We start from the raw sequence: 22,731 nt of genomic DNA on the forward strand, positions 1-22,731 counted from the left end.
GTGACCTTCTGGGAGTACCTCGGCGACCGTCACCAGCAGCTGCTCACGGACGCCTACCAGCATGCGAGCGTCGTCCTCCAGTGCATGGTCGTGGCGACGGCGATCGGCGTGCTGATCGGTGTCGTGGCCTGTCGGAGCGAGTGGGCGGGCAACCTCGCCACCACGGCCACCTCGACGATCTTGACCGCCCCCTCGCTGGCCATGATCGGTCTGCTCATCCCGGCCGTGGGCCTGGGCGTACCGCCCACGGTGATCGCCCTGACCCTGTACGGGCTGCTGCCGATCGTCCGCAACGCGATCGTGGGCCTGCGCGGAATCGACCCGTCCCTGGTGGACGCGGCCCAGGGCATCGGGATGTCCCGGGTGACGCGCCTGGCGCGGGTCGAGCTGCCGCTCGCCTGGCCGCCGATCCTGGCCGGGATCCGGGTCTCGACGCAGATGCTGATGGGCATCGCCGCGATCGCCGCGTACGCCTCCGGGCCCGGCCTCGGCAAGGAGATCTTCCGCGGCATCGCCTCGCCGGGCAGCGAGAACGCGCTCAACCAGGTGCTCGCGGGCACGCTCGGGATCATCGTCCTCGCCCTGCTGTTCGACGCCGCGTACGTCCTGATCGGACGACTGACGATTCCGAGGGGGATCCGTGTCTGAGTCGTCCGGCACCTCGGGTGCGTCCATCGAGCTGGAGAACCTGACCAAGAGGTATCCCGGCAGCCCGCAGCCCGCCGTCGACAACGTCACCCTGGACATCAGGGCGGGCGAGACCGTCGTCTTCGTGGGGCCGTCCGGATGCGGTAAGTCCACAACGCTCAAGATGATCAACAGGTTGATCGAGCCGACCGGTGGACGCATCCGGATCAACGGTGAGGACGTGACCGACATCGACCCGGTCAAGCTGCGCCGCAAGGTGGGTTACGCCATCCGGTCGGCCGGGCTCTTCCCGCACATGACGGTCGCGCAGAACATCGCGCTCGTACCGAGGATGATCGGCTGGGGGAAGGGCCGGATCGAGGACCGGGTGGAGGAACTGCTCGACCTCGTCGGGCTGGACCCCCGCGAGTTCCACGGCCGCTATCCGCGCCGGCTCTCCGGCGGCCAGCAGCAGCGGGTGGGCGTGGCGAGGGCGCTCGCCGCCGATCCGCCGGTCCTGCTGATGGACGAGCCGTTCGGCGCGGTCGACCCGATCACCCGTGACCGTCTCCAGGACGAGCTGCTCCGGCTCCAGCGCGAGCCGCGCAAGACGATCGTCTTCGTCACCGATGACTTCGACGAGGCGATCAAGCTGGGTGACCGGATCGTCGTGCTGCGCGAACGCTTCCACATCGCCCAGTTCGACACCCCCGAGGCGATCCTGGCCAACCCGGCCGACCACTTCGTGTCCGGGTTCGTCGGCGGCGGAGCGGCCCTGAAGCGGCTGAACCTCACCCGGGTGCGGGATGTGGTGCTCACGGACTATCCGACGGTGCGCGTCGACGACCCCCTCCAGGAGATCTTCAACAGGCTCCGGGGCAGCGGGACGAACGAGATCCTGCTGCTCGACAGGCGCGGACGGCCCTACAAGTGGCTCAGGCGCGGCGACCTGATGCGGGCGAAGGGGTCGCTGGCGCGGGCCGGGACGCCGGTGAGCGACACGGTGCCCGGGGACGCGACCTTGCGGGACGCGCTGGGGGCCGTGATGACCGACAGCGCGGGGCGGGTCGCGGTGACCGGGCGGCACGGTGAGTACACGGGGGTCGTCGACATGGAGACGCTCATGAACTGCGTGCACGAGCTGTTGGAGGCCGACCGTTTCGAGGCCGCGGAGCGGGAGGGTGCCGGCGAAGGGGTGCGGAAAGCGTGACGGCTTCTGAGACTACGGAACTGGAGGAGACTCTGGGGCCTGCGGAAACGTTGGGGTCGGCGGAGACTCCGCAGCGGGAGGAGACTGCTGAGCCGGCGGAGACTCTGGAGCCCGTGGAGACGCCGAGTGCGGCTGAGAGGGCGGCTCCTCTTCGACCAGCTACCTCGCCCCGGCCTCACGTGACCTGGCAGAAGCTGACCTTCCTGCCCGCGTTCCTCATCGCCGTCCTGCTCGCGACCTGGCTGTGGTTCGCGCAGGCCGACCTGGACCCGCTCTCCGCGAACACGCTGTCGAACGGGCAGGTGTCCAAGGCCCTGTGGCAGCACGTGAAGCTGACGGTGATCTCGACCTTCTTCGTGCTGCTCCTCGCGATCCCGCTGGGAATCGTGCTGACCCGCGAGGCCTTCAGGAAGGCGAGTCCGGTGGTGACGGCGGTCGCCCACACAGGCCGGGCGACCCCGGTGATCGGCCTGCTGGCCCTGCTGGTGATCTGGCTGGGCACGGGCACGAAGGCCGTCCTGATCGGCATGATCACCTACGCCGTCCTGCCGGTCCTGTCGAACACGATCGCGGGCCTGAAGGGCAACGACCCGACCCTGCTGGAGGCGGCGCGGGGCATCGGCATGACCCCGCTGGGAGTCCTGACCCACGTCGAACTCCCGCTGGCCGTCCCCCTGATCCTCGCGGGCGTCCGCACGGCCCTGGTCCTCGACGTCGGTACGGCGACCCTGGCGACCTTCGGCGGAGGCGGCGGCCTCGGCGTCCTGATCACGACCGGCATCACCGACCAGCGCATGCCGGTCCTGATGCTGGGCTCGATCCTCACGGTAACGCTCGCCCTACTGCTCGACTGGCTGGCCTCACTGGCGGAACTGCTGGTGCGGCCACGGGGGTTGGGGGTGGGGACGTAGAGGTCGACCTTCGTTCGATGGAGTTACAAAGAACCGTTGCAAAGGAATCTTTGCAACGCTATCTTTGTACGCATGCCGGAAGAGCCCAACGTACGGAAACTCGACGCCCGTTCACTGCGCGGGCTGGCCCATCCCCTGCGGATGCAGCTGCTGGACGCCCTGCGCCACGGCGGACCCGCCACCGCCTCCCAACTCGCCGAGAAACTGGGCGAGTCGAGCGGCGCCACCAGCTACCACCTGCGCCAGCTGGCCGCACACGGTTTCGTGGAGGACGCCCCGGAGCGCGGCAAGGGCCGGGAGCGCTGGTGGAAGGCGGTCCACAAGGGGCTGAGCTTCGACGACGCCCTGCTCACAGACAGCGATCCGGCCGTGCGCGGAGCCGCCGACATGTACCTCCACGAGGTCGCCACCGCCCAGATCCAGAACCTCTCCAACTGGCTGGGCGACCGCGCCACCTGGCCCGAGGAGTGGAACCGCGTCTGGGACATGAGCAGCGCGACGCTACAGCTGACCCCGGAACTGACCAAGGAACTCATCGAGAAGATGCACGCCTTGGTCGACTCCTACCGCGACCGGTCCACCACCGAGGACAACGCGGCCCAGGTACGCATCCACACCCACGCCTTCCCCGTCGCCACGGACTGAAAGGACCCGCCATGCACCCCGAGACCCACCTCGCCGTCCACCGCCTCCGCGCCGCCGCCCTCCGCGCCGAGGCCGACGCCCACCGGCTCGCCGCGCAGGCCAAGCAGCCGTACGCCATCAGGACCCGGCTCGGCTGGACCCTGGTGGAGGTCGGGCTCCGGCTGGCTTCCCCGAGGAGGCCTGCCTTCGCTCACTAGCAGGTGGGGACGGACCCCTTACCCGACTCCAGCGCGGTCAGCGCGCTCACCGCCCCCTTCAGGGACGTCACCGGAATCAGCCGCAGCCCCTTCGGCAGTTCCGCCCTCGCGTCGGAGCACTCGTCCTCGGGGACCAGGAACACCGTCGCCCCGTCCCGCTTCGCGGCCTGTGTCTTCAGGGCCACGCCACCCACCGCGCCGACCGCGCCGTCCGCGTCGATCGTGCCGGTCCCGGCGATGATGCGGCCGCCCGTGAGATCGCCCCCGGCGCCGTCACCGTCGAGCTTGTCGATGATCCCCAGGGTGAACAGCAGTCCCGCGCTAGGCCCCCCGACGTCGGCGAGCTTCAGCGTGACCTTGACCTTGTCGTCGCTGAGCTTGAGGTAGCCGAGGGCCGCCTGGGTCGCCGCGTCCTGGGACTCCTTCATCTGCGCGGTGTTGTGCTTCTCGATCTCCTTGACGCTCTGCCCGCTCGGGTAGACCGCGTCGTGGGGCATGACGGCCTGGTCGGTGCGGAACCAGCTGTCGAGAATGTCGCCGAGCGAGACATGCGTGTCGGGCCCGGTCGCCACGATGGTCGTCATCCGCAGCTGCCCGCTCGTCGTACGCGTCTTCGCCCCGGAGATCGTGATCACCGCCGCGCCCTCGTTCTTGCCGAGGACGTTCGCCGTCATCCCGGGCTGCGCCAGCGCGAAGGGCAGCGGCGCGAAGAGGGCCGTGGCGATCAACGTCACGACGGGCAGGGCACAGACGGCGACGGCCTGGGGGCGCGTGAGGCGAGAGAGCACGGGGTCAATCTAACGCGGCGGTCACTTCCGGCCACGAGCCGGTCAGCCCCGGTACAGATCCCGTCTCGCGCGCGTGAAGCGCCGTAGGACGTCGGGCAGCGGTGCACGCCGATGCCGGGCCTCCGCGGCACCGGCAGGTGGCCGTCCTCCAGGACGAACGGCTCGGTGATGTCCTCGGCGAAGTAGCGGGCGGAGGCCGAGGTGTCGCCGGGGAGGGTGAAGCCGGGCAGGGCGGCCAGGGCGAGGTTCGGGGCGCGGCCGATTCCTGTCTCCAGCATGCCGCCGCACCACACCGGCACGCCGTGCGCGCGGGTCACGCTGCCCGCACTGGGGGACGGCGTCCTGTCGCACCCACCCAGGGGCGCGGGGCTGTGTCGATGTGCGGCTACCGCCGCGCGGGCGCGACCAGCCCCCACCGGACCCGCGGTCGAAGATCTTCCCGGCGATACACGAACCCGCACCGCTCAGCTCAGCGCAGCGCCTCCGCGACCTCCCGCGCCGCGTCCACCACCCGCGGCCCCACCCGTTCCGGCACCGCGTCCGCCAGCATCACGACCCCGACGCTGCCCTCCACCCCGGTGACCCCGAGCAAAGGCGCGGCCGCCCCACTCGCGCCGGCTTCCAGTTCCCCGTGCGTCAGCAGGTAACCCGGCTCCCCGAACCCCTGCTGCCGCGCGGCGAGAATCGCCCGCCCAGCGGCACCCCGGTCCAGCGGATGCCGGAACCCGGCCCGGTAGGCCACGTGATAGTCCGTCCACGAGGGCTCCACAACGGCCACGGCCAGCGCCTCGGCGCCGTCCACCAACGTGAGGTGGGCCGTCGCCCCGATGTCCTCCGCAAGCGAGCGCAGCGCGGGCAGTGCGGCCTCCCGTACCAGCGGATGCACCTGCCGTCCGAGGCGCAGCACACCGAGCCCCACCCGGGCACGCCCGCCGAGATCACGCCGTACGAGGGCGTGCTGCTCCAGCGTGGCCAGCAACCGGTACACCACGGTCCGGTTCACGCCCAGTTTGGTGGAAAGCTCGGTGACGGTGAGCCCGTGGTCCGTGTCGGCCAGGAGCTTGAGGACACGTAGTCCCCGGTCAAGCGTCTGAGAGGTCTCCGCGGTCACGACGCCCACTCCTCCAAGTGGTGAGGTCGGCAGCCTCGCGGCAGGTGCGTCACGGAGTCCCGTCAGTGACGCGCTTCAGAGGCCGCCGATCGGCCGGCGGCCCGGTCTCTTACCGGGCCGCGTCGCTTCACGGCTGCGCTCCGCGGCGGCGCTGCCACGGGGCGTGTGCGTAGCGGGACAGTAGCGAAGCGGGTTCGCTCAGCGGAAGCCTCCGTCCAGAATCCGGGCAGTAGCCGGTACGGACCACTCCGTTTGTCCTGATACGTACGGTCCCGATACGTACGGTCCGCGCCACGAGGTGACAGGCGCCCCACGTCACCGCATCCGGGTGGCCCACTCCTGCACCTTGGCGATCCGCTGCCGCAGCTGCCCGGCCGTGGCCTCGGCGCTCGGCGGTCCGCCGCACACCCGGCGCAGCTCGGTGTGGATCACGCCGTGGGGCTTGCCGCTCTGGTGGACGTACGCGCTGACCATGGTGTTGAGCTGCTTGCGCAGCTCCATCATCTCCTTGTGCGAGACGACGGGCCGCCGCTCGGCGGGCAGCTCCAGCAGGTCCGCCTCGGCGTCGGGCTTCTTGCGGCTGTGCGCGATCTGCCGGGCCTGCCGCTTCTGGAGCAGCAGCTGCACCTGATCGGGTTCCAGCAGTCCCGGGATCCCGAGGTAGTCCTGCTCCTCCTCGCTGCCCGGGTGGGCCTGCATGCCGAACTCGGCGCCGTCGTAGAGGACGCGGTCGAAGACGGCCTCGGACTCCAGCGCCTCGAAGGCGAACTGCTCCTGCTCGCCGGTGTCCTCGTCCTCCTCCTTGTTCGCCTCCTCCATCTCCTTCTCGGACTCGGCGTACGGGTCCTCCTCGCCCTCCTTCTTCGGCTTGTCGAGGGCGTGGTCCCGCTCCACCTCCATCTCGTTGGCGAAGGTGAGGAGATCGGGGACGGTCGGGAGGAAGACGGAGGCGGTCTCGCCGCGTCGCCGGGAGCGTACGAAACGGCCGACGGCCTGGGCGAAGAAGAGTGGCGTCGAGATGGTGGTGGCGTAGACGCCGACCGCCAGCCTCGGGACGTCGACGCCCTCGGACACCATGCGGACAGCGACCATCCACCGGTCGTTGCTCTGGCTGAAGTCGTCGATCCGCTTGGACGCTCCGGCGTCGTCGGAGAGCACGAGGGTCGCCTTGGACCCGGTGATCTCCCGGATGAGCTTCGCGTACGCCCGGGCCGAGTCCTGGTCGGAGGCGATGACGAGGGCACCGGCGTCCGGGATGGCCTTCCTGACCTCGGTCAGCCGCTGGTCGGCGGCGCGCAGCACGCTCGGCATCCACTCACCGCGCGGGTCGAGCGCCGTACGCCAGGCCTGGCTGATCGCGTCCTTGGTCATCGGCTCGCCGAGCCGCGCGGCGATCTCGTCGCCGGCCTTGGTCCGCCACCGCATCTGGCCGCTGTAGGAGAGGAAGATGACGGGCCGCACGACGTGATCGGCGAGCGCGTTGCCGTAGCCGTAGGTGTAGTCGGCGGCCGACCGCCGGATGCCGTCGTTGCCCTCCTCGTACGTGACGAAGGGGATGGGATTGGTGTCGGACCGGAAGGGCGTACCGGTGAGCGCGAGCCGGCGGGTGGCGGGCTCGAAGGCCTCCAGGCACGCCTCGCCCCAGGACTTGGAGTCACCGGCGTGGTGGATCTCGTCGAGGATGACGAGGGTCTTGCGCTGCTCGACCCGGTTGCGGTGGAGCATGGGCCGTACGCCCACACCCGCGTAGGTGACGGCGACGCCGTGGTAGTCCTTGCCGAGCGGCCCGGCGCTGTACTCGGGATCCAGCTTGATCCCTATCCGCGCGGCCGCTTCCGCCCACTGCTTCTTCAGATGCTCGGTCGGCGCGACGACCGTCACCTGCTGCACGACATGGTGGTGCAGCAGCCAGGAGGCGAGGGTGAGGGCGAAGGTCGTCTTGCCCGCGCCCGGGGTGGCGACGGCCAGGAAGTCACGCGGCTGCTCCTGGACGTACTTGTCCAACGCCCCTTGCTGCCAGGCACGCAGCTTGCTGGCGGTACCCCAGGGGGCCCGGCCGGGGAAGGCGGGGGAAAGGTGGTGGGAGGAGGCGGCGGTGGTAGTCACGGTCTCCGTCGGGGTCGAGCGGCTCGGCGATGTCTTCGGCGGCGTCTTGGGCTGTGTATGACGACCGGGTCACCTTACCGGCGGGCCGACGACGTCAACGTCCGGACGGGGCCGGGTCGGCGATGGGTGGGACCGAGGTCACAGTCATTCCGTCCAGCACGGTCGCGTTGTGGCGTGCAGCCGGGTCGTCACCCACGCCCCCACCAACGCCACCCCCGCCATCGGCAGGAACACCACGGCGAACGCGGCCGGATGGGAGCCGGACGCCTCCGTCGCCGTATGGCTCACCGTGCCGCCGCCCAGCGCCGCGAAGGCCGCACCCCCTGCCGCCAGCAGGACGGCGTTGGCGAGGCCGTCGGAGATCTGGAGGGAGGCGGAGTTGGTGCCGGCCTCCTCGGGGGCGGAGAGATGCAGCAGAAGCACACTGGTCGAGGAGATCACCAGCCCCATCCCAAAACAGCCGAAGCCCCAGGCGACGGCGACGATCCACACGGGCACGGAGTGGATCAGCACACTCGGCGCGGCGGCGATCGCGGCCGCGACCAGCACCATCCCCCCGGTCATCAGCCGTTCCCGGTACGGCTCCACCCGCGCCCGGGACTGCACCCACGACCCCAGCGCCCACGTACCGCCGCCCGCCGCGAGCGAGAACCCGGCCAGCGTCGGCGACAGCCCCCGCTGGGTGACCAGCATCAACGGCACGAAGGACTCGGCGGCGACGAAGGACCCCGCGGCGACCCCGCGCAACAGCACGACGGAGGGCAGCCCGCGCGCCGCCCGGTACGTCCCGCGCGGGAGCAGCCCGAGCACGGCCGGCACGAGCAGGGCGACGCCCGCGAGGCCGGGAAGCAGGGAGAGGGGGCGCAGATCCTGGGCGGCGTACTGGAGGAGCCCGGCGCCCAGCGAGATCCCGAGGGCGAGCCGGATGCGGCGCCGGTCGATGGCGCCGGGGGCCCCGCCGTCCACCGGTCCGGCCGCCCGCCGCCGTATCTGCGGAAGGGCGAGCACCAGCGGAAAGACCACCAGCACCGGAATCCCGACGAACACCCACCGCCACCCGAGGTGCTCGGTCACCGCCCCGGCAGCGAGCGGGCCCACGATCGACGGCACCACCCAGCCCGCCGCGAACGCCGCCATGATCGCGGGGCGCAGCCGCTCCGGATAGGCCCGCCCGACGACGACATACAACGCCACGATGACCAGCCCGCCCCCGAACCCCTGCACGGCCCGCCCGAGAATGAACAGCCACATCGCGCCGGCGGTCCCGGACAACAACAACCCGGCTCCGAACCCGGCGATCCCGGCGGTCAACGCCCCGAGCGGCCCCCGCCGGTCCGCCCACTGCCCGGCCAGCACCATCCCGAACAGGCTGGTGGTGAAGTACCCGGAGAACGCGAACGCGTAGAGCGCGACCCCGTCCAACTCCCGCGCGGCAACGGGCATGGCGGTACCGACAGCCGTGGCCTCGAAGGCGATGAGCAGCACGACGGACACGATGCCGATACTGAGCGCCCGGTACGAACGCCCCAGCACCCCCTCCGCCACCTCATCGACGGACAGGACCTCAGGGTCATCGGTGACACCGGCGTCACGCGGTTCCAGCACAGCCATGCCCGCCAGAGTAAGGGCCACAGCCCCCGTTGGCCCCTGTCGAAAGCCCGCCCCACCCTGAGACCTTGGTCGTACGACCACCGCCCCTTCCGTTCATGAACGGCGTATGGCAGTCGCGTTGCGGCCCCCACGGCTCCCTTGAACCACTCCCCACAGCCCCGTACGGTCAAGTCACCGAGTTACCCCGGCCGTGTGCCCGAGTGGTTCAGGGACTCGCCTGCGCTGCATCCATCAGCGAGCTCCGCTCGCGGGGAGTTACGCAGGTTCGATTCCCGTCACGGCAGGGGGACACGACCGAACTCGGTGATGGCCGTGTGCCCGAGTGGTTCAGGGACTCGCCTGCAAAGCGAGTTACGCGGGTTCGATTCCCGCCACGGCCTCCGTAGGAGTAGGGGCGGCATCCTCAAGGTGCCGCCCCTACCGCTGTTCCGCGTCCTACGCTTGCGGTCGGTAGTGGCCGTCAGTGAGGAGTGCGGGCGTGGTCGAGAGTGTTGCGGAGCCTCCCTTTTCCGATGCGCTGGGGGCGGATCAGGCGCCTGCTCCTCATCCGCTGCTCGAGCCCGTGCTCGGGTTTCTGGGGGTGTGGCGCGGTCGGGGGCGAGGCGGGTATCCGACGCTCGACGGTGACTTCGTGTACGCGCAGGAAGTCCGCTTCAGTCATGACGGCCGGCCCTTTCTCCGGTACGAGGCCCGGGCCTGGCTGCTCGACGGGGACGGGGCGCCGCTGAGGCCCGCGGCGCGGGAGAGCGGGTGGTGGCGGGTCCAGCCGGAGGGCCGGGTGGAGGCGCTGGTAACCCAGCCCACCGGCATCACCGAGATCCTGGTCGGGCAGGTGGGAGGGGGCGCGGTCGATCTCTCCACGCACACGGTGGCGCTGACCCCGACCGCCAAGGAAGTGACCGCCACCCGCCGCCGCTACACCCTCGCCGACGCCGGCACTCTTGACTTCGTCCACGACCTCGCCGCGGTCGGGCAGCCCCTGCAGCACCACCTCTCGGCGACCCTGCACCGCGCGGACGGTCAGAGCACCCCGCCCGCCTCGTCCTGAAACAGCTCCGTCCAGTAGTGCCAGTCCGCGTCCGTCGTCGTGCCCGTGGGGTCGATGGTGGACAGGGCCCGGATCATCGTCTTGGCGACCTGGACGTACAGCGTGTTCGTCAGCTCGTGGGCGAGTGACTCGTCTATCCGGCGCTCCCGGTGCAGGAGCCAGAGGGTGAAGGCGAGGGTGGAGATGTCGGTGTTCAGGGGGTGGAGCGTTCCCTCGCGCTCGCTCCAGTTCAGGACTCCGCCCGTCTCGCCGTCGACGACCAGGGTGTTGTCCTCGATCAGGTGACCGAGGACGATCAGGTGGTCGGCGCGGGGCGGGAGGGGGACCAACTCGTCGGGCCGGTGCTCCGCGAGGGTCGGGAGCGGGGCGTCGGGGTCGGTGTGGAAGAGGACGCCGTCCTCGGGCAGGCCCGTCTCCGCCAGGAAACGGCGGGTCGGGGCGTGCGTGAGCGTGGACGGGAAGTCGACGTCCTCGAAGCGGACGACATGGCTGCGGCCGAACTCCTGGTCCAGGAGACGCGGCGGAAGGTCCACGGCCAGACCGGAGGCCGTGCCGGGGCCCGCCACCAGGGCCAGGGGACGGATCAGGGCCGCGATCTTCCAGAACGTCGGCACATCGCCGCCCGTGCCCTCCTCGAACACCGTCAGCAGCTGGCGCGTCGCGTCCTCCACGGCCGTAGGGCCGAAGCGGCCGGCGTAGGCGGCGAACTGGCCGCGCACCTCCGTCAGTTCGTCCGTGGCCGTCGCGAAGCGGACCAGGGTGGGGAGAGAGGGGGCCAGAGGGGTGCGGCCCATCAGGTCGGGGCGGGCGTGGAAGAACGCCGTCGTCGAGACCTCGCCCGTGACCCCGTCGAGCAGGACCGACTCCGTCTCCCTGCCGTGCAGGTCCGTGAGTCCTCCTATCACCAGCTGGCCGCGCAGTTCCTCGCTGAGCCGTCCTCCCGCGTCGGCCGTCGCGTCCGCCACCGTCCGCAGGCCCTCCCTGCGCAGTTCCTCGAAGGTGAACAGGTCGCTGTCGCCCGGGAGTCCGGGGCCGCTGAGCCAGCGGCGGGTCGACACATGTGAGATGTACGGCTGCAGTTCGTCCTCGGTCAGTCTGATCGCCGCTACGGCGGCATCGGTCGTGCTCATGGCTTCCCCCGTGTGCTTCGTACGCAGTCCACCGGCCGGGCACGGCACGGCGAACCCGTCGGGGCTGCGCTCGTCCCCCACTGCTCGAAACACTACGCGTCACCACTGACAACGCCCCCGTACCAGGGAGACGTCAGAGCACCCGCGCGCGTTCCCGCCCCGCGAGAATCGCGTCCACCGTCTGTGCCGGGGTCAGTCGGGAGGTGTCCAGCCAGAGGCCGACCGGCGGTGTCGACGCCCGCAGCGCCTCGTCCAGGGCGGGGATCGTCCAGGTCGCGTCGTCGTAGCCCGTCTTTGTCCGGCCCGCCTCCCGCGCGGCCACCGTCCCCGCGTCCGGGGCCAGGACGACGACGTACAGCGGCCGGGTCCGGACCAGACCGGCGTACGCCGTCAGGTCCTCGCCCAGTACCACGTCCTGGACGACGGCCGTGAACCCGGCCTCGGCGTACGCGTCCGCCGTCGCGGCCGACAGCCGGTACCGCAGATGGAGTTGAGCGGAGGCCTCGCCGGTGGCGCCGGGCACGTACTCCTCGCGTCCGGACACGATCATCCGCCGGAACACGTCCCCGCGCACGTGCGCCGCTCTCGGCAACCGCTCCGCGAGCGCCTGAGCGACCGTCGACTTCCCGGCCGCCATCACACCGGTCACCAACACGACTCCGCGCATCACGCGAAGTACACGCCGCCCACCACGACCACGACCGCCGCCACCACGAACAACAGGATCCACAGCGCCAACTTGCCCAGTCCGGGCGGCGGTTCGTACTCGCGCGGTTCCTGGCCGGGAGCGCTCATCGGTCCGTCACCACCGCGGCCTGCGGGCGGATCGGCAGCCGGTTGACGGGACGGCCCGTCGCGGCCCGTACGGCCGAGGCGACCGCCGCCGGTGACGTGACCACCGGCACCGCGCTGGCCGCCTTGGCACCGAACGGGGCGACCACGTCCCGCTCCTCGACGAGCTTGACGATCCGGATCTCCGGCGCGTCCAGGGCCGTCGGCAGGGCGTACCCGGTGAGGTCGGGGTGGCGGATCAGCCCGCGCGCGCTGCGCAGGTTCTCCGTGAGCGCTATCCCGACGCCCTGGGTGACGCCCGCTTCGATACGGGCCTCCAGCTGGGCCGGGTTGAGGATCCGGCCCACGTCCTGGGCGAGCGCCAGCTCGACCACGCGGACCGAGCCGAGCTCGATGTCGACGTCGACCACCGCGCGGATCGCACAGAACGCCATCCCGACGAAGGCGTCGCCCTGGCCGATCTCGTTGAGGGGCTCCGTCGGGTGCGGCCGGCACTGGGCCGTCGCCCACAGTTCCTTGCCGTCCATGGCCTCGGTGACGGTCGTCGACAGGACGCCGTCGTACGAGGTGATCTTGCCGTCGGTGATCTGGAGCAGCTCGGTGGACATGCCGAACTTGTGCGCCAGGGGCTGGAGGAGCTGGGTGCGGACCATCTTGGCCGCGCGCTCCACCGCCCCGCCCGAGACCCAGGTGTGGCGGCCGCGGCAGCCCGGGCCCGCCGGGGGCTGGTCGGTGTCGACGGGGGCCACATGGACCTCGTCGATGCCGAGCGTCTCCTGGACGATCTGGCGGGCCAGCGTGGTGAAGCCCTGGCCGGTCTCGACGGCCGCGCAGAGCACGGTGGCGACGCCGTCCTGGACCCGTACGGTCGCGGTGGAGACCTCGTCCGCGCCCTCCGCGCCCAGCATGTGCACCATGCCGAGGCCGTAGCCGACGCCCCTGCGGATCGCGCCCGGTTCGCCCGCGCCCTCGGGGCCGCCGGGCAGCAGCCACTCGTCCTCGGGGGTGTCCTTGGGCAGCTCGGGCAGCGGGAAGTCCCGTACCGCCTGGAGCAGTTCGGCGACCGGGGCCGGGCAGGTCACCGTCTGACCGGTCGGGAGTACGTCACCGGTGGCGAGGGCGTTGCGCAGGCGCAGTTCCGCCGGGTCGACGCCCAGCCTTTTGGCCAGCTTGTCCATCTGCGCCTCGTAGGCGGCGCACACCTGCATCGCGCCCTCGCCGCGGACATGGCCGGAGGGCGGGTTGTTGGTGCGCACGGCCCAGCCCTCGATGAAGGCGTTCGGGACGACGTACGGCCCGCAGGCGAAGCCCACGGCGGCGGCCAGGGCCTCCGAGGAGGTGTCGGCGTAGGCGCCCGCGTCGAGCAGGATCTGCGCCTCGACCTTGACCAGCTTGCCGTCGGCGTCGGCGTGGTGGCGGTAGCGGAGCAGGGTGGGATGCCGGTGCACGTGGCCCAGGAAGGACTCCTCGCGCGTGGCGGTCAGCTTCACCGGGCACTGCGTCTTGAGCGCGAGCAGGCCGAGCGGGAGCTGGAAGCCCTGATCCTCGCGGTCGGCGGTGGCGCCGGGGACGCCGGTGACGACGACCTTGACGCGCTCGGGTTCGAGGCCGTAGCAGGCGGCGGCCGTGTCGCGGTCGGCGTGCGGGTCGGTGGAGGCGAGGTAGAGCTCGACACCGCCGTCGGGGCGGGGCACGGCGAGGCCGGCCTCGGCGCCGACGGGGGCGGGGTCCTGGCGGCCGATGCGGTACTGGCCCTCGACGACGATCTCGCCGGTCGCGGAGGGGTCGCCGTGCTGGAGCGGGATGTGCCGGAACAGGTTGCCGTCGGGGTGCAGCGGTGCGGCCTCGAAGGACTGCTCCGGGTCGGTGACCGGGTCGAGGATCTCGTACTCGACGATGACGGCGGCCGCGGCCATGCGCGCGGTGTCGGGATGGTCGGCGGCGACGGCCGCGATGGGCTCGCCGTGGTGTCGTACCACCTCGGAGGCGAAGACCGGTCGGTCGGCCCTGCCGCGGCCGTGCACCGGGCTGCCGGGCACGTCCTCGTGGGTGACGACCGCGCGGACTCCGGGCATCTCACGCGCGTGGGAGGTGTCGATGGACACGATGCGCGCATGCGCGTGCGGGGAGCGCAGTACGGCCGCCCACAGCAGACCCTCGGCCCACAGGTCGGCCGCGTAGGGGAAGGTGCCCTCGGTCTTGGCGCGCGCGTCGGCGGGCGGCAGGGAGACGCCGATGCCGTGCGGAATCGGCTCGGGGGCGGGTGCTGCCTCCGCGGCGGTGGTCGCGGTGGCGGCTTCGTTGCTCACGCCTGGCCTCCGTCCTGTCCGTGTCCGTATGCCTGCTCATGCGGTCCGGAGGCGTTCGGGAAGCCCGGGGAGTCGAACGCCGACGGGTGGACGCCTCCGGCCCCGGGGCCCGCCTGGTGGGGAATACGTGCCCCGTCGCCGTCCGTCTCACCGTCGCCCGTCGCGTGGGCATCGCGCTCGGCGACGACCTCCTTGACGGCATCGACGACGCCCCGGTAGCCGGAGCAGCGGCAGAGGTTGCCGCACAGCGCCTGGCGGGTCTCCAGCTCGGTGGGCGCGGGGTTGCCCTCCAGCAGGTCGTGCACGGTCATCGCCATGCCGGGCACGCAGAACCCGCACTGCACGGCGCCGCAACGGGCGAGCGCCCGCTGCACGTCGGAGGGCCGGCCGTCCTCGGCGAGGCCCTCGACTGTACGGACCTCGCTGCCGGCGGCGGTCACGGCGGGCACCAGGCAGGAGGCGACGAGCCGTCCGTCGACCTGGACGTTGCAGGCCCCGCACTCGCCCTGCGAGCAGCCGTCCTTGGCACCGGCGAGTCCGAGCCGTTCGCGCAGCACGTAGAGCAGCGACTCGCCGATCCAGGCGTCGGTGACGGGGCGGTCGACGCCGTTGACGCGCAGGACGTAGGAGGCGAGGGGGTGTTCCTCGCCGGAGGGCGCGGGCGCCGGGTCGTCGGGGTTCTCGTCGGAGTCGCTCGCGTGCTCCTCCGCGGCCTCCGGACCCTGTTCGTCGCCGCCGTCGGCCGGAGCGTGCTCCGCACCGGACTCGGCGGGGCCGTCAGCGGCTTCTACGGCCTCCTCGGCGGTCTCGGCGAGGCCTGCGGGCGCAAATGCCTCACCGGGGCCGGGAGAGAGCCGTGAGGCGGTTGCGGAGGGGCCGTCGGCGTAGGACTCGGCGGGGTCGTGGGACTGGGCCGTGCCGTGCGGCTCGGCGAGACCGATGCCGTGGCCGTTGGTGTCGGCATGCGGCTGCGCGGAGTCCTGGGCCGCCTCCTGGGACACCTCGTGGGACGCCTCGTCGGGCTCGGACCGCCGCAGGGCGTCATCGGCCGGGTCGCCGTGACCGCCATCGAAGCCGCCGTGTCCGTCACCGTGCGGCACGTGCGCGTGCTGTTCCCCGGCCGGCCCGCCGTGCTCGGGTCCCGCTCCGAGGCCGTCCTGGGGCTGGTCCGCCCACGGCTGCGCCGGCTGTGTCGCCCAGGGCGCGGACGCGCCGCCCGGCAGGGTCGCCGGAGGGGTGCCGCCCCACTGCTCGACCAGGGACGACGTGGTGAACTCGCCCGATTCGTCCGGGAGGTCGCCGCCGGCCACGGGGATCGACCACTGGCCGGTGACGTCGTGCCCGGGGGCCGGGGCCGCCGGGGTGTCCTCGACCTGCCACTGCTGGGTGGTCGCGGGGTTGTACGTGAACTGCCCGGTGTGGCCCTGCGGCAGGATGCTCGGGTCGGGCCACTGCGCGCTCTCGGCCGGCATCGCCCAGCCGCCCGCGCCCGCCGGATCGGTCCCCTCGCCCTGCGAGGCCGTTATCTGCGGCGGCACATAGCCGTGACCGGGCGCGGCGAGCGGGCTGTCGGCGGAGGCCAGGAGGGCGTCGATGCCCCCTTCGGGGAGCTTCACGAAGGCGGTCGCGCCGTCGTCGTAGTCACCCTGGGGCAGCGGGTCCCAGCGGCCTGCGGCCCGGGGCGTGCCCTCTCCGTGCTGGTCGTCGGTCATGACAGTGCCCTCCCCAGTGCTCGTCGGGCCAGCGCGGCGACGGTGCGCCGCAGGTGCAGTACTGCGGGCGGATGCTGCGGCACGGAGCCGTCCGGGGCCGGTGCCGGGTCGGGGATGCAGGCCGCGGACACGTACTCGCCGAAGGCCTCCAGGGCCTCCGGGACGATCGCGCGGTTGTTGTCCCAGTCGATGAGCCGGGCCACCCACTGCTCGGCGTCCAGGGGCCGCAGCGGCATCGGCGCTATGGCGCCGACGGCGCACCTGACCCCGCGCCGGGCCGGGTCCAGGACCAGCGCCACGGAGGCCATCGCGCGGCCCGGGCCGGTACGGCCGGTGACCTTGAGGAAGACCTGCGGGGCGTGCAGCAGCGGCACGCGCACGTAGCCGATGAGTTCGCCGGCGCGCAGCATCTCCATGCCGGCCAGCAGGTGCGAGACCGGCATCTCCCGGCGGGCCCCGTCCGGGCCCGCGATGATCAGCGTGGCTTCGAGGGCGGCGAGGACGGGCAGCGCGTCGCCCGTGGGTGCCGCCGAGGCGATGTTGCCGCCCAGGGTGCCCGCGTTGCGGATGTGCGGCGGACCGGCGGCGCGGGCGGCGGCCGCGAGGGCGGGGATGAGGGCGGCGAAGTCGGGGCGGCCCATCCGCGCGTGCGTGAGCCCCGCGCCGAGCAGGGCGTGTCCGTCCTGGTACTGCCAGCCGCGGATCTCGCTGATGCGGCCGAGGCCGACGAGAGCGGCGGGTCTGAGCTGCCCGGAGTTGACGGCGGCCATCAGGTCGGTGCCACCGGCGACCGGCACGGCGGCGGGCATGGCGGTGAGGGCCGCCACGGCCTCGTCCAGCGTCGTGGGCAGCGTGACGGCCTGCGCCGCCTGCGGTGTGTGCGTGGTCAAACCGGCTACCCCTTCCCGCTGCCCCACCTGGTCCTGCCGGCCCTGCCTGTGTTCGCCGTACGGTACGTGCTGACAGGGCGGACGTGGCAACTCTGGCACATCTTCGCAACACCCGAAGACAGGGGTCCGCTAGGAGGCGTTCGGCGGCATTCGCCCACCCCGTCAGGGAGATGGTCCGTTTTCGTACAGGATCGCCCGCACATGGCGATTGACACTCTTCGGTGACCCTTGGGGGCTTTTTCCGCTACCTGTTCGGGGGCGTTCCCTCGAGGGGCCGGCCGAGCACACCGGGCCGTTTCTGCCACGGCAGCGGTCCCGTGGGCGGCCGGTAGCCGACGCCCAGGGCGTCGAGCACTCCGTAGTGCGCGGCCATCCGCCGCTCGAAGCCGGCGAAATCCCGTTCCCCGGGGGCGGGAAGAGCGCTCCAGGCCACCTCGGCGAGGGCCACGAGCCGCGGGAACGCCTGGTAGTCCACGCGCGCGTGATCCTCCATCACCTCGGTCCACAGGTTGGCCTGCGTGCCCAGGACGTGCGCGGTCTCCTCGGGCGTCAACTCCGGTGGAACGGGCTCGAACCGATAGACGTCCTCCAGGGTGCGGACGTAGGCGATGGGCACCGGCTCGTCCGCGCCCGCGTCCTGCCGGTAGTCCAGATACACGTACTGCTCGGGGCACATGACGACGTCGTGGCCGGAGCGTGCGGCGGCGATCCCGCCCTCGTAGCCGCGCCACGAGGAGACGGCCGCCCCCTCGGCGAGCCCGCCCTCCAGGATCTCGTCCCAGCCGATGAGCCTGCGCCCGCGCGCGGAGAGCCACTTGTCGAAGTGTCCGATGAACCAGGACTGCAACTCGTCCTCGTCCGCTAGCCCGAGTTCCTCGATCCGGGCCTGGACGAGGGGCGACTCCCGCCACTGCTCCTTGGCGCATTCGTCGCCGCCGATGTGAAGGAACTCGCCGGGGAACAGCTCCAGCACTTCCTCGAAGACTCCCTCGTAGAAGCGCAGGGTGTTGTCAGTGGGGGCGAGTACGTTCAAGGAGATGCCCCAGCTGTCCCAGACCGTGAGGGAGGACGTGTCGACGACATCGGTGTTGCCGAGTTCCGGGTACGCGGCGATGGCGGCCTGCGAGTGTCCGGGTACGTCGATCTCGGGGACGACGGTGATGTGCCGTTCGGCCGCGTAGGCGACGATCTCCCGGATGTCGTCCTGGGTGTAGAAGCCACCGTGCGGCTTCTCCTCCCACAACGGCGAGGCCCCGTGGCCGAATTTGGTACGCGCCCGCCATGAGCCCACCTCGGTGAGCCGGGGGTACCTCTTGATCTCGATCCGCCAGCCCTGGTCGTCCGTCAAGTGGAAGTGGAGGACGTTGAGTTTGTGCGCGGCCATCAGATCCAGGTAGCGCAGGACTCCGTCCTTGGGCATGAAGTGCCGGGCCACGTCGAGCATGAGGCCGCGCCAGCGGAACCGGGGGGAGTCGCTGATGACGACCGGCTGCACGTCCCAGACGCGCCCGGAGGTGACGGGGGCGCGACGGAAGGCGGCGGGGCCGAGCAGCTGACGGAAGGTCTGGGCGCCGTAGAACAGGCCCTGCGGGCTCGCCCCGTCGATGACGACCGCGTGTTCGTCCACGGTGAGGCGGTACGCCTCGGGGCTTCCGAGTTCGTCGGCGAGGAGCGGCGTGATCCGCAGCAGGACGCGGCGCCCGCCGGAGACGTACGGCTCCAGCGGCAGGCCCGTCGCCGCGCCGACCGTCGTGCGCAGCCAGTGGGCCACGCGTCCGGCACCGGGACCGGCCTCGATCCCGGTGTGCTCGTCGAGGACGAACACCGGCCCGCCGGGGCTGACGACGCTCGACGGCGCCGGAATCACTGAGCTCACATCAGTCCTTGACCGCTCCGCCCGGCCCCGGGGCCGGGCGTCGCTGTACGAGTACCAGCGTCGGCTGCGAAGTGTCGCCGACGACGAACGACACGCGAAGGCCCCCGGGCCGCACAGAGCGCGCCCCGGGGGCCTCGCGAAGCTCAGCCGAGCGGCGGCCCTGCGGACGTCCTACTTGTCGCCGCCCTTGTCGTCGTCCCCGGAACCCATGGACTCGTAGATCTCCTTGCACATGGGGCACACGGGGTACTTCTTGGGATCGCGGCCGGGTACCCACACCTTGCCGCACAGCGCCACGACGGGAGTCCCGTCGAGGGCGCTCGCCATGATCTTGTCCTTCTGGACGTAATGGGCGAAGCGCTCGTGGTCGCCGTCGCCGTGGGAAGTCTGCGGCGTGGGCTCGACGAGGGTCCCCGTACCAGTCCCGCGCTCGGGCTCGAGAGTGCTCATACGCCCAAGAGTACTGAAGCTCACATGGATCAGTTGAGCGAAGGGTCGTCCGGATATGTGGCCACCATCGCGAGTTCGTTGCGCTGGCGGCGCAGGACCTCGCGCCAGAGTCTCTCAGGGGCCGGGCAGGAGACATCGCCGGGTTCCGACTCGACGACGTACCAGGCGCCCTCGACCAGCTCGTCCTCCAGCTGGCCGGGGCCCCAGCCGGCGTAACCGGCGAAGATGCGCAGGCTGCCGAGGGCCGAGGCGAGCAGCTCGGGCGGGGCCTCCAGGTCGACCAGTCCGATGGCGCCGTGGACTCTTCGCCAGCCCAGCGGTGCCCCGTTAACGGCGCCGCCGCCGGGGATGACGGCGACCCCCAGGGCCGAGTCCAGGGAGACCGGGCCGCCCTGGAAGACGACGCCGGGTTCGCCCGCGAGGTCGGCCCAGCCCTCCAGGATGTCGCCGACGTCCACCGGGGTGGGCCTGTTGAGGACGACACCGAGGGAGCCCTCCTCGTCGTGGTCGAGAAGGAGCACCACCGCACGGTCGAAGTTCGGGTCCGCCAGGGCGGGCGTTGCCACGAGCAACCGCCCTGTGAGCGAGGACACCTCGGTCATGCCAGACATGATCCCGCATCTTCCCGTGAAGTGGGGCGGCAATGCCGTTACCGCAGGGGACGCAGCTCAGAGCACAACCATGCGCCGTAAGCGCACGCCAGGCGCCCGTGACGGCATGTGCCCGCGGGCTAGCGGTTCGTGTTGTGACAGAGCTATGACGTGACTGGGCGGCACTTGGGCTTACAGAAGGGGGGTGGGCGGCGATTACCCTTTCCCTTCTGGCCCCTGCCCGACTCATCGGAACGCGAGATACATGACCGTCAACGGCTCTGACGATGTACTGCTTGTCCACGGCGGAACCCCGCTGGAGGGCGAGATCCGGGTCCGCGGTGCGAAGAACCTCGTACCGAAGGCCATGGTCGCCGCCCTGCTGGGCAGCGAGCCGAGTCGACTGCGCAACGTTCCGGACATCCGTGACGTGCGGGTCGTACGCGGCCTCCTGCAATTGCACGGGGTGACGGTCCGTCCGGGTGAGGAACCGGGCGAGCTGGTGATGGATCCGACGCATGTCGAGAGCGCCAACGTCGCTGACATCGATGCCCACGCGGGTTCCTCGCGGATCCCGATCCTCCTGTGCGGTCCCCTGCTGCACCGCCTGGGACACGCCTTCATCCCCGGTCTCGGCGGCTGCGACATCGGCGGCCGGCCGATCGACTTCCACTTCGAGGTGCTGCGGCAGTTCGGCGCGACGATCGAGAAGCGTGCGGACGGGCAGTACCTGGAGGCGCCGCGGCGGCTCCGGGGTACGAAGATCACGCTTCCGTACCCGTCCGTGGGCGCGACCGAGCAGGTGCTGCTGACGGCGGTCCTCGCCGAGGGTGTCACCGAGCTCTCGAACGCCGCGGTGGAGCCGGAGATCGAGGACCTCATCTGCGTCCTGCAGAAGATGGGCGCCATCATCGCGATGGACACCGACCGGACCATCCGCGTCACGGGTGTGGACCGGCTCGGCGGCTACAACCACCGTGCCCTGCCGGACCGCCTGGAGGCCGCCTCCTGGGCGTCCGCGGCGCTGGCGACCGAGGGCAACATCTACGTCAAGGGCGCCCAGCAGCGCTCGATGATGACGTTCCTGAACACCTACCGGAAGGTGGGCGGTGCCTTCGAGATCGACGACGAGGGCATCCGGTTCTGGCACCCCGGCGGCCAGCTGAAGTCCATCGCGCTGGAGACGGACGTCCACCCGGGCTTCCAGACGGACTGGCAGCAGCCGCTGGTGGTCGCCCTCACGCAGGCCACCGGCCTGTCGATCATCCACGAGACGGTCTACGAGTCCCGCCTCGGTTTCACCTCCGCGCTCAACCAGATGGGTGCACACATCCAGCTCTACCGCGAGTGCCTGGGCGGCTCGAACTGCCGCTTCGGCCAGCGCAACTTCCTGCACTCGGCGGTCGTCTCCGGCCCCACCCGGCTGCAGGGCGCCGACCTGGTCATCCCCGACCTCCGCGGCGGCTTCTCGTACCTGATCGCGGCGCTGGCGGCCCAGGGCACGTCCCGGGTGCACGGCATCGACCTCATCAACCGCGGCTACGAGAACTTCATGGAGAAGCTCGTGGAGCTGGGCGCGAAGGTCGAACTCCCGGGCAAAGCCCTCGGCTGACCGCTGCCCGCCCCTCCGAGCCCGGGCCGCGTCCGGACTCGGAGGGGGGCCCGGGGTCGTCCCCCGGGTGAACACAGCATAGAGAAGCTGGTCGAGCTCGGCGCCAAGGTGGAACCGCCGGGCAAAGCCCTCGGCTGACCCCGCCGCCTGATTCCGGCCCGGGAGCGGCCGCTTCCGGCCTGGGCCCGGGGCTGCCCCCCCCGGGCAGACACAGCATGCAGAAGCTCGTCGAACCGGGCGCCAAGGCGGAGCCGCCCGGCAGAGCCCTCGGCGCCCGGTTCGGCCCGGGAGCGGCCCGGCCCGGGCCGGGACCCGGTGGCTGCCCCCGGGCAGACACAGCGCGGCAGCAGTCGTACGTACGCCGATGGGGCGGTCACCCGGACTCGGGTGACCGCCCCATCGGCGTTGTGCTGAGCGTCCTCAAAGGGCGCGGGGAACTGCGCGGCCGGCCACGGACGTCCCGACAGCCGAAGAACGGCCCGCAGTCACCCGGCGCTCGAAGCGGAGCGCTTACTTGCCCTTGGCGGCTTCCTTGAGCTTGGAGCCCGCCGAAACCTTGACGCTGTAGCCGGCCGGGATCTGGATCGGGTCACCGGTCTGCGGGTTGCGCGCGGTGCGAGCGGCACGGTGGGTGCGCTCGAAGGTCAGGAAGCCGGGGATGGTGACCTTCTCGTCGCCCTTGGCGACGATCTCGCCGACGGTCTCGGCGAACGCGGCCAGAACGGCGTCGGCGTCCTTGCGGGTCACCTCGGCGCGGTCGGCCAGCGCGGCCACCAGCTCACTGCGGTTCATGTTGTTACTCCCGTGTTCTTCTTGCCGTTGGGGTGTGCCACGCGGCGGGGCCGCACACGAGGCACAGCGAAGCCGATGCGCTCGCGCCCAGGGACGCATCCTGCCCCTACCTGCTGCGGGAAAGCCAATCCGGCACCCGTAGGACTCGTATGAACACCCTAGGGGGTCACACGAACAGAGGCCTGGGCGTGGCGCCACCCTAGAGGGTGCCCCGAAGTGCCCGGTTCCGCGACGCGCCGGGCCGGAGGACCGCCGTGGCAATCCTCACAGCCGAACAAACATACGACGTCCACTGACGTCCACTGTAGACGCGGGGCCGTGAGA

21 protein-coding genes, 2 tRNA genes and 1 pseudogene are annotated in these 22,731 nt (G+C 71.4%); 9 read left to right on the plus strand and 15 right to left on the minus strand.

Features of this window, described 5'->3' with window-relative positions:
* From ACGFWE_RS15265 to ACGFWE_RS15285, 5 genes are all read left to right on the plus strand, one after another.
* Positions 1 to 648 carry an ABC transporter permease gene (locus tag ACGFWE_RS15265; protein WP_393600145.1) on the plus strand — a complete coding sequence of 216 codons (648 nt, stop codon included), beginning with the start codon at positions 1 to 3 and terminating at the stop codon, positions 646 to 648.
* Entirely contained in the window at positions 641 to 1,837 is a 1,197-nt protein-coding gene (locus ACGFWE_RS15270; protein WP_393600146.1) for an ATP-binding cassette domain-containing protein, read from the plus strand. Before ACGFWE_RS15265 ends, ACGFWE_RS15270 begins: the two co-directional genes overlap by 8 nt.
* 104 nt (positions 1,838 to 1,941) lie before the next feature.
* Entirely contained in the window at positions 1,942 to 2,748 is an 807-nt protein-coding gene (locus ACGFWE_RS15275) for an ABC transporter permease (RefSeq protein WP_393600215.1), read from the plus strand.
* 72 nt (positions 2,749 to 2,820) lie between these two features.
* Entirely contained in the window at positions 2,821 to 3,393 is a 573-nt protein-coding gene (locus ACGFWE_RS15280) for an ArsR/SmtB family transcription factor (RefSeq protein WP_393600147.1), read from the plus strand.
* Between the two features lie 11 nt (positions 3,394 to 3,404).
* Positions 3,405 to 3,590 carry a hypothetical protein gene (locus tag ACGFWE_RS15285; protein ID WP_393600148.1) on the plus strand — a complete coding sequence of 62 codons (186 nt, stop codon included), beginning with the start codon at positions 3,405 to 3,407 and terminating at the stop codon, positions 3,588 to 3,590.
* On the opposite strand, the gene ACGFWE_RS15290 is transcribed toward ACGFWE_RS15285, so the two are convergent.
* The 5 genes and pseudogenes from ACGFWE_RS15290 to ACGFWE_RS15310 form a co-directional block, all read right to left on the minus strand.
* A complete protein-coding gene (locus tag ACGFWE_RS15290; RefSeq protein ID WP_393600149.1) occupies positions 3,587 to 4,378 on the minus strand; it encodes a S16 family serine protease in 792 nt (263 codons plus the stop codon). The two genes, ACGFWE_RS15285 and ACGFWE_RS15290, sit on opposite strands and share 4 nt — an antisense overlap.
* Before the next feature lie 42 nt (positions 4,379 to 4,420).
* A pseudogene (locus tag ACGFWE_RS15295) lies at positions 4,421 to 4,695 on the minus strand (enolase C-terminal domain-like protein); the annotation flags it as partial.
* Positions 4,696 to 4,847: 152 nt separating this feature from the next.
* The gene (locus ACGFWE_RS15300) at positions 4,848 to 5,489 is read right to left on the minus strand and encodes a helix-turn-helix domain-containing protein (RefSeq protein ID WP_352391154.1); all 642 of its coding nucleotides are present in this window, start codon (positions 5,487 to 5,489) and stop codon (positions 4,848 to 4,850) included.
* 315 nt (positions 5,490 to 5,804) lie between these two features.
* Positions 5,805 to 7,595 (minus strand): DEAD/DEAH box helicase, encoded by a 1,791-nt coding sequence (locus ACGFWE_RS15305; protein ID WP_393600150.1) that lies wholly within the window; start codon positions 7,593 to 7,595, stop codon positions 5,805 to 5,807.
* 144 nt (positions 7,596 to 7,739) lie between these two features.
* Positions 7,740 to 9,206, minus strand: a complete 1,467-nt coding sequence (locus ACGFWE_RS15310) for an MFS transporter (RefSeq protein WP_393600151.1) — start codon at positions 9,204 to 9,206, stop codon at positions 7,740 to 7,742.
* Between the two features lie 185 nt (positions 9,207 to 9,391).
* Here ACGFWE_RS15310 and ACGFWE_RS15315 point away from each other — a divergent pair.
* The 3 genes from ACGFWE_RS15315 (at position 9,392) to ACGFWE_RS15325 (ending at position 10,254) form a co-directional block, all read left to right on the plus strand.
* A tRNA-OTHER gene (locus ACGFWE_RS15315) sits at positions 9,392 to 9,490 on the plus strand.
* 24 nt (positions 9,491 to 9,514) lie between these two features.
* Positions 9,515 to 9,586 (plus strand) — tRNA-Cys (locus ACGFWE_RS15320).
* Between the two features lie 98 nt (positions 9,587 to 9,684).
* Positions 9,685 to 10,254: an FABP family protein gene (locus ACGFWE_RS15325; protein WP_352391151.1), complete on the plus strand. Its 570-nt coding sequence runs from the start codon at positions 9,685 to 9,687 to the stop codon at positions 10,252 to 10,254.
* Here ACGFWE_RS15325 and ACGFWE_RS15330 read toward each other — a convergent pair.
* The 9 genes from ACGFWE_RS15330 to ACGFWE_RS15370 form a co-directional block, all read right to left on the minus strand.
* The gene (locus tag ACGFWE_RS15330) at positions 10,227 to 11,384 is read right to left on the minus strand and encodes an SUKH-4 family immunity protein (RefSeq protein WP_393600152.1); all 1,158 of its coding nucleotides are present in this window, start codon (positions 11,382 to 11,384) and stop codon (positions 10,227 to 10,229) included. The genes ACGFWE_RS15325 and ACGFWE_RS15330 overlap by 28 nt on opposite strands.
* 133 nt (positions 11,385 to 11,517) lie before the next feature.
* Positions 11,518 to 12,051 carry an AAA family ATPase gene (locus tag ACGFWE_RS15335; protein ID WP_352391149.1) on the minus strand — a complete coding sequence of 178 codons (534 nt, stop codon included), beginning with the start codon at positions 12,049 to 12,051 and terminating at the stop codon, positions 11,518 to 11,520.
* Positions 12,051 to 12,179, minus strand: a complete 129-nt coding sequence (locus ACGFWE_RS15340; protein WP_330326124.1) for a hypothetical protein — start codon at positions 12,177 to 12,179, stop codon at positions 12,051 to 12,053. The genes ACGFWE_RS15335 and ACGFWE_RS15340 overlap by 1 nt, the downstream gene beginning before the upstream one ends.
* Positions 12,176 to 14,485 (minus strand): xanthine dehydrogenase family protein molybdopterin-binding subunit, encoded by a 2,310-nt coding sequence (locus ACGFWE_RS15345; RefSeq protein ID WP_393600153.1) that lies wholly within the window; start codon positions 14,483 to 14,485, stop codon positions 12,176 to 12,178. The genes ACGFWE_RS15340 and ACGFWE_RS15345 overlap by 4 nt, the downstream gene beginning before the upstream one ends.
* Entirely contained in the window at positions 14,482 to 16,197 is a 1,716-nt protein-coding gene (locus ACGFWE_RS15350; RefSeq protein ID WP_393600154.1) for a 2Fe-2S iron-sulfur cluster-binding protein, read from the minus strand. The genes ACGFWE_RS15345 and ACGFWE_RS15350 overlap by 4 nt, the downstream gene beginning before the upstream one ends.
* Entirely contained in the window at positions 16,194 to 17,087 is an 894-nt protein-coding gene (locus ACGFWE_RS15355) for an FAD binding domain-containing protein (protein ID WP_352391146.1), read from the minus strand. Before ACGFWE_RS15355 ends, ACGFWE_RS15350 begins: the two co-directional genes overlap by 4 nt.
* Before the next feature lie 244 nt (positions 17,088 to 17,331).
* Positions 17,332 to 18,963: a beta-N-acetylhexosaminidase gene (locus ACGFWE_RS15360; protein ID WP_393600155.1), complete on the minus strand. Its 1,632-nt coding sequence runs from the start codon at positions 18,961 to 18,963 to the stop codon at positions 17,332 to 17,334.
* A gap of 171 nt (positions 18,964 to 19,134) precedes the next feature.
* Entirely contained in the window at positions 19,135 to 19,413 is a 279-nt protein-coding gene (locus tag ACGFWE_RS15365) for a DUF3039 domain-containing protein (RefSeq protein ID WP_123761082.1), read from the minus strand.
* Positions 19,414 to 19,442: 29 nt separating this feature from the next.
* Entirely contained in the window at positions 19,443 to 20,015 is a 573-nt protein-coding gene (locus ACGFWE_RS15370; protein WP_393600156.1) for a YqgE/AlgH family protein, read from the minus strand.
* A gap of 253 nt (positions 20,016 to 20,268) precedes the next feature.
* Here ACGFWE_RS15370 and murA point away from each other — a divergent pair, with 253 nt between their 5' ends.
* Entirely contained in the window at positions 20,269 to 21,615 is a 1,347-nt protein-coding gene (gene murA / locus ACGFWE_RS15375) for a UDP-N-acetylglucosamine 1-carboxyvinyltransferase (protein WP_352391143.1), read from the plus strand.
* Positions 21,616 to 22,125: 510 nt separating this feature from the next.
* Here murA and ACGFWE_RS15380 read toward each other — a convergent pair.
* Positions 22,126 to 22,407, minus strand: coding sequence for an HU family DNA-binding protein (locus ACGFWE_RS15380; protein WP_007382399.1), 282 nt, complete (start codon positions 22,405 to 22,407; stop codon positions 22,126 to 22,128).
* Between the last annotated feature and the right edge of the window lie 324 nt (positions 22,408 to 22,731).

The sequence above is a fragment of the Streptomyces sp. NPDC048523 genome, assembly GCF_043199815.1.
Lineage (GTDB): Bacteria > Actinomycetota > Actinomycetes > Streptomycetales > Streptomycetaceae > Streptomyces.

Coding starts and splice junctions, on each gene's coding strand:
- ACGFWE_RS15280 (WP_393600147.1), top strand. CDS start 2,821: ATGCCGGAAGAGCCCAACGTACGGAAACTCGACGCCCGTTCACTGCGC.
- ACGFWE_RS15285 (WP_393600148.1), top strand. CDS start 3,405: ATGCACCCCGAGACCCACCTCGCCGTCCACCGCCTCCGCGCCGCCGCC.
- ACGFWE_RS15310 (WP_393600151.1), bottom strand. CDS start 9,206: ATGGCTGTGCTGGAACCGCGTGACGCCGGTGTCACCGATGACCCTGAG.
- ACGFWE_RS15330 (WP_393600152.1), bottom strand. CDS start 11,384: ATGAGCACGACCGATGCCGCCGTAGCGGCGATCAGACTGACCGAGGAC.
- ACGFWE_RS15335 (WP_352391149.1), bottom strand. CDS start 12,051: ATGCGCGGAGTCGTGTTGGTGACCGGTGTGATGGCGGCCGGGAAGTCG.
- ACGFWE_RS15340 (WP_330326124.1), bottom strand. CDS start 12,179: ATGAGCGCTCCCGGCCAGGAACCGCGCGAGTACGAACCGCCGCCCGGA.
- ACGFWE_RS15350 (WP_393600154.1), bottom strand. CDS start 16,197: ATGACCGACGACCAGCACGGAGAGGGCACGCCCCGGGCCGCAGGCCGC.
- ACGFWE_RS15365 (WP_123761082.1), bottom strand. CDS start 19,413: ATGAGCACTCTCGAGCCCGAGCGCGGGACTGGTACGGGGACCCTCGTC.
- ACGFWE_RS15370 (WP_393600156.1), bottom strand. CDS start 20,015: ATGACCGAGGTGTCCTCGCTCACAGGGCGGTTGCTCGTGGCAACGCCC.
- murA (WP_352391143.1), top strand. CDS start 20,269: ATGACCGTCAACGGCTCTGACGATGTACTGCTTGTCCACGGCGGAACC.
- ACGFWE_RS15380 (WP_007382399.1), bottom strand. CDS start 22,407: ATGAACCGCAGTGAGCTGGTGGCCGCGCTGGCCGACCGCGCCGAGGTG.